The 5250-nt window shown below is 55.6% G+C and carries 8 protein-coding genes and 1 pseudogene; 7 read left to right on the top strand and 2 right to left on the bottom strand.

Annotated elements, in window-relative coordinates; all coding sequences use genetic code 11:
- Window positions 1-303 precede the first annotated feature (303 nt).
- From BN4575_RS20155 to BN4575_RS21965, 4 genes and pseudogenes are all read left to right on the top strand, one after another.
- The gene (locus BN4575_RS20155; protein WP_068979540.1) at window positions 304-642 is read left to right on the top strand and encodes a MobC family plasmid mobilization relaxosome protein; all 339 of its coding nucleotides are present in this window, start codon (window positions 304-306) and stop codon (window positions 640-642) included.
- A 199-nt stretch (window positions 643-841) separates the two neighbouring features.
- A pseudogene (locus BN4575_RS22675) lies at window positions 842-1261 on the top strand (relaxase/mobilization nuclease domain-containing protein); the annotation flags it as partial.
- 49 nt (window positions 1262-1310) lie between these two features.
- Window positions 1311-1736, top strand: a complete 426-nt coding sequence (locus tag BN4575_RS22325; protein WP_068979538.1) for an MbeB family mobilization protein — start codon at window positions 1311-1313, stop codon at window positions 1734-1736.
- A 3-nt stretch (window positions 1737-1739) separates the two neighbouring features.
- A complete protein-coding gene (locus BN4575_RS21965; RefSeq protein WP_068979537.1) occupies window positions 1740-1952 on the top strand; it encodes an MbeD family mobilization/exclusion protein in 213 nt (70 codons plus the stop codon).
- Window positions 1953-2188: 236 nt separating this feature from the next.
- Here the strand turns inward: BN4575_RS21965 and BN4575_RS20135 are convergent, their stop codons facing one another.
- On the bottom strand, window positions 2189-2860 hold the full coding sequence (locus BN4575_RS20135; RefSeq protein ID WP_141689892.1) for a hypothetical protein: 672 nt from the start codon (window positions 2858-2860) through the stop codon (window positions 2189-2191).
- 270 nt (window positions 2861-3130) lie between these two features.
- On the opposite strand from BN4575_RS20135, the gene BN4575_RS20130 reads away from it, so the two are divergent.
- From BN4575_RS20130 to BN4575_RS20120, 3 genes are all read left to right on the top strand, one after another.
- Window positions 3131-3370, top strand: coding sequence for a type II toxin-antitoxin system CcdA family antitoxin (locus BN4575_RS20130; RefSeq protein ID WP_068979535.1), 240 nt, complete (start codon window positions 3131-3133; stop codon window positions 3368-3370).
- On the top strand, window positions 3370-3678 hold the full coding sequence (locus tag BN4575_RS20125; protein ID WP_068979534.1) for a CcdB family protein: 309 nt from the start codon (window positions 3370-3372) through the stop codon (window positions 3676-3678). Before BN4575_RS20130 ends, BN4575_RS20125 begins: the two co-directional genes overlap by 1 nt.
- A gap of 150 nt (window positions 3679-3828) precedes the next feature.
- On the top strand, window positions 3829-4779 hold the full coding sequence (locus BN4575_RS20120; RefSeq protein WP_068979533.1) for a replication initiation protein: 951 nt from the start codon (window positions 3829-3831) through the stop codon (window positions 4777-4779).
- A gap of 148 nt (window positions 4780-4927) precedes the next feature.
- Here the strand turns inward: BN4575_RS20120 and BN4575_RS20115 are convergent, their stop codons facing one another.
- On the bottom strand, window positions 4928-5218 hold the full coding sequence (locus BN4575_RS20115; protein WP_068979532.1) for a hypothetical protein: 291 nt from the start codon (window positions 5216-5218) through the stop codon (window positions 4928-4930).
- Window positions 5219-5250 lie beyond the last annotated feature (32 nt).

Genomic DNA, 5250 nt, shown 5'->3' with positions numbered 1-5250 from the left:
TCTGCCCCGGATTTGGCCGTCCCGGTCTTTGGTCTACCCGGCCCTCGCTTGATGCCAAACATATCCCCAGTCCCCTGATCCGTGGTGTCCTTCATGGTGGTAATTTCCTGTCACTGTAACGGTAATTAATTATGTGTCACGGTGACGATAAATAGCAAGTTGCCGACCCCCCATTTTTTTGCTCAAATATGGCACAATGCTATATAAGCAAGGATACACAGAGGGCCCGCTTCGCGGTCTCCCCTGTGGCCTTGTTCAGGGGGGCAAGCCCCCCCGAAACCCCCGAAAAAACGGAGTCCACCGATGCCGACAGAGCAGCCGAAACGGCTCAAAACGATCAAGGTCAGAGTCACCGAATCCGAGCTGGTTCGTCTGCGGGCGACCTGCCCCAAACCCCAGTTGGCGGAGTGGATGCGGGAGCACTGTTTGGGCGCAGAGCTGCCCCAGCGGCGCACCACTCTGCCAACCATCGATCCGGCACTGCTCCGGCAATTGGCCGGCATCGGTAACAACCTGAACCAAATAGCCCGGAAGGTGAACGTGGCGGGAATGACGCCTTTGGAGCGGGTGCAGCTCTTGGCTGCACTGACCGCTATCGGCCGCGAACTGGAGGGGGTGCGCCGTGATCATCAAGTTCCATAGCAGGGGCGGTGGATGTGGTTCTGGCCCTGTCGAATACCTGCTAGGGAAGAACGGCGATCGGGAAGGGGCCACGCTGGACAGGGGCGACCCAGCCCAGATCAGGGAGCTGATAGACAGTAGCCCCTATGCCAGGCGGTACACATCCGGCGTGTTGTCGTTCCAGGAAGAAGACTTGTCCAGGGAGACCAAGGACAAACTGATGACCGAGTTTGAACAGACCCTGCTGCCGGGACTGGATGCCGATCAATACGCCGTGCTGTGGGTGGAGCATCGGGACAAGGGGCGGCTGGAGCTGAACTTCGTCATCCCGAACATTGAGTTGCTCAGTGGCAAGCGGTTGCAACCCTACTACCACGCCGCCGACGGCAAGCGCATCAACGCATGGCGGACAGCCATCAACGGGGAACTGGGGTTGCACGACCCCTGCGACCCGCGCAATAGGCAGGCCCTGACCCCTCCCCAAGACCTGCCTAGATCCAAGCTGGAGGCCGCTACAGCCATCACGGACGGGTTACTTGGGATGGCTGGGGCGGGTCTGCTGGAAACCCGAGAGGACGTGTTGAAGGCCCTGACGGAAGGGGGGTTCGATATCGTCAGGGTGACGAAAAATAGCGTGAGCATCGCCGACCCAGAGGGGGGGCGGAACATCCGACTTAAGGGGGTGATCTATGAGCAAGGTTTTAGACATGGCGAAGGGCTTCGAGCAGAAATCGAAGCAGCAAGTGATCGATATCGACGGGACGTTGAAAACAGAGTTCGAGAAGCACGAGAAAGCTGTCTTAAGGGAGTTGGAATCAAACGAGATCAGCATCAAAAACGCCATCCAAGGCCACCAGAGGCGGATAGGCTGGTTGCTGCTCAGGGGGTGGGGCCTGATGCTGGTTGGCTTCCTGCTACTCCTATCCGCCATGGGCGGGATCCTGTGGTATCAGGGAACGATGATCGCCGAGCGGACGGACACGTTGAACACCCTGAAGCAGCAGGGCGGGAAGATACAATTCAGCACCTGCGGAGACGAGCGGCAGCTCTGCATCCTGACGGACGAAGAAGCCGGGAAATACGGGGACGGATACAGGATACCGAAGGGGTACTAGAAGATGACCGAGCTAGAACAGCACTTGTTGAGCGCCTTAGAGGCGTTGCAGAGCGAGCGAGAGCAGCAGCAGAAAGAATGGCAGAAGGCTTACGCGGCCTTGCAAGGCATGTTCGACAATACCAAGCAATCCAACAAGAGCTTGGCCGAGCAGGTGAAGAACTTGGCCGAGCAGGTGTCAGACTTGGCCGAGCAGCTATCGAAATTGAAGGGCTAAAGCCGCAGCCGCCAAAGCAGTCGAAAAAGCGGGGGCCATCGGGGCCGGAGTTCAGATAGGACGCGCTGCTACGTGAAAAAAATGAATTTCGCGGGGGATAAGTCCGCGAAGTATAAAGAAATGGGAAGTTCTAAGGGGTGGACAAGGCCCTAACAGATAACATGCGCACCCGCTGGTGCTATCTAGTGCTAGTGGGTGATTATCTAGTGGCGATGCCGGTTATCACGGCAAAGCAATCAATAATAAACCCCATTAATAATGCGACGTAGCCTTTCTCTGTCAGCAGGTGTCAGATTTTCACACGCACCATTGTCTGCCATTCTTTTCCCATCATCCAATGCTTGCTCTACTTTATCGTTCATTTCACCTATGGCTTTATCGACACCAAGACCAGACTCCATTAATTCCTTGCCCATGGAATTATGAATGTTATTTATTGCAAACGAAGCCATGTTTGCATCAGAAAGGCCGCAAGTATATCCAATCTGAACGCTTTGTATTAAGTTGAGGTAGGGGATCATATGCTCCCTAGCTAGAGCTGTTATATCTTCAATTCTGCGTGCATTCGCGTCGTCAATTTCTTTCATATGGCGTGCAAACTGCATGTCTGAATCTTGTGACATGTCGTGCGGTGTACTGCTGTGCTGTGTGGCTTCGCGCGGCATGCCTCTGCCTTGTGTGACTTCGCAGATCTGCATTTGCACCTTAGATAAGCTGATTGGGCTTTTCGACAGCTCGGAACCTGGCTTGCAGTATTCAGGCTGTTCTTTTAGCTCAGCATTAGCAGCTTCAACCAATGCACACTCTTTATTTAATAGACCGCGGCAATAATCTGGTCTCTCTTGAGCATGGCTAGATGCTGATATAGCAATTATGCTCATGGTCAGGGCTATATAGGAATTATGCATTCAAAAAAGCCTCCTTATTTGTCATCCAGCGTCGAGACGGAAATATCTATCGAAAAATTCCAGTTTGATAAAGCCGCACCCATCATTTTCTCATAAATAAAACTGTGAAATATATTAATTCAATATAACACGTGGGAATTTAAATGTTAATGTGTGGCGGGTGTTTAGATGATATTACCACCCCATTATGTGAACCTAGTCGCCCTCGTTGCAGGAGCGTGATACCATTAAGCACGTGCTAGCGCACGTGTCACTTTATTGGAGGTCATCATGGTCGCAGCAGCAATGCGCAGCAAGAGAACGGTCAGCGTAACGCTGGAGCCCAGCTTACTGGAACGAGCCAGAGCGGCGGGGATCAATCTGTCAGCCACTCTTGCCGCCGCGCTACAGCATGAGATCAGCGGCTCAGAAGCAGAACGCTGGAAGCGTGAGAACAGAGACGCAATACAAATACTTAACCGGATGGTCGAAGAACGCGGCCTGTTTTCTGACGATCACAGGGCGTTTTGATGCAGTTCACGATCTACCGCAACAAGGGCAATGCCCGCATCTATCCCTATTTGCTGAATGTGCAGAGCGACATCATCGGCGAACTGCACACCCGGATGGTGATCCCCTTAGTCCTGCTGGCGGACTTCACTGGACGGCCTGCACAGCGGCTTAACCCTGTGATCACTGTAGAAGGTGACAAGTATCTGGTGCTGACCCACGAAATGGCGGCGGTACGGCTGGCGCAGTTTGGAGGGATTGTGACTGACGTTCAGGAGTCTCGCCAAGTCATCAAGGACGCAATAGATTTCCTGCTGGATGGCGTGTAACGTATTGTCCAAAAAAGCAAAACCCCGAACCTGCTCTATCAACTTGGCGGAAGATAGCAGAGTCCGGGGCCGTGACTTAATCACAGAGAGATCTTAACACATGGATCAGTCCAGACAACCCTTCTGTACCGCCAATTTGCGCGGTGATCGATGGTAAAATCCTCGTTTATCGAGCAACTGCCCCTCCGCCCCTACTGCACCGATCATCCCGCAGATGGCCTGTATATCCGTCCTCAAAAAACTGCCCTTCGGCATCGCCACATCCAGCACAACCCGCCGCCGCACGTCTCCAGCATCGTTTTCGACGTAGACAGGCTGGATGGCTACGACGCTTGGCGGGATGCGGGCTTGCCCGCCCCCCACTGGATCGCCGTTAACCGCACCAACGGACACGCTCACATCGGGTACATGCTGGCGGCCCCTGTAGCCCGTACCAGCGCAGCACGGCAAAAGCCGCTGCGCTACCTTGCCGCCATCGAGCACGTTCTAGCGCGTCGGCTGGGGGCTGACATGGGGTATGCGGGGCTGATCACCAAGAACCCGACTCACGATGACTGGCTCACCGTCTGGCACCAGATCGAGCCCTACAGCCTCGACTACCTCGCGGAGTTCTGCCCGGATGCGGATCTGGCGGCCTACAGCCGCCGCAGCCGCAAAGAGGCGAGCGGGCTAGGCCGTAACGTGGTGATGTTCGATAACGTGCGGGAATGGGCCTACAGCGCCGTCAGGGCGTATTGGCGGCCCAATGGGTACGACGCATGGGCCGAAGCCGTCCTGGCCTCCTGTGACAGCTCCAATGCGTTTGGGCTGGAGCAGGGTGGCCCGTTGCCCGTGTCCGAGACGAAGGCCACGGCCAAGAGCATCGCCCGTTGGGTGTGGCAGCGTTTCAATCCAGCCGAGTTCAGCGCCGTACAGGCCGCCAGAGGGGCCAAGGGGGGCAGGGTATCCAAGCGCCCAACCAAGGGCGGCATGAGCAAGGCCGAGCTGTTGCCGGAGGTACTACGGCTCAAGGCACAGGGCTACAGCAATCGAGATATAGGCGAGGATCTTGGAATAGGCTTTGCCACGGTGAGCCGCTATCTAAAACGCGATCCAGAGTGATCCAATAAGCCATATCAGATAACAGCGCCCTCTGGGCGTCTCTTGAGCCCTAAAGCCATTCAAGAGAGAGGGGTCGTTGCGAGGGGGGTAACGGCGATCCCGCAGGGCTGTCCATCAGGCCATGTGTTCGGCCTGTGGGCAGTAGCTGTTATCCCCGGAGCTGCTTGACCTCGGCAGTTCGCAGAGCCTGCAAGATCTCCCCGGCTTGTTCCGCGGTCAACACCACCGCCGACCCCCCATCCCGAATTGCCTGCAAATGGGCCGACAGTTCATCTATCAGCGTCCTATTTATCGTCACCGTTACGTTATTCTCCTGCTGTTTGGCTCGGTAGGCGGCCTGTCGTTCTGCCCCGGATTTGGCCGTCCCGGTCTTTGGTCTACCCGGCCCTCGCTTGATGCCAAACATATCCCCAGTCCCCTGATCCGTGGTGTCCTTCATGGTGGTAATTTCCTGTCACTGTAACGGTAATT

This window comes from Aeromonas sp. EERV15 (genome assembly GCF_900079845.1).
Lineage (GTDB): Bacteria > Pseudomonadota > Gammaproteobacteria > Enterobacterales > Aeromonadaceae > Aeromonas > Aeromonas sobria.
Note: the sequence above shows the minus strand (reverse complement) of the source record. Positions and strands in the feature narration are given on the sequence as shown.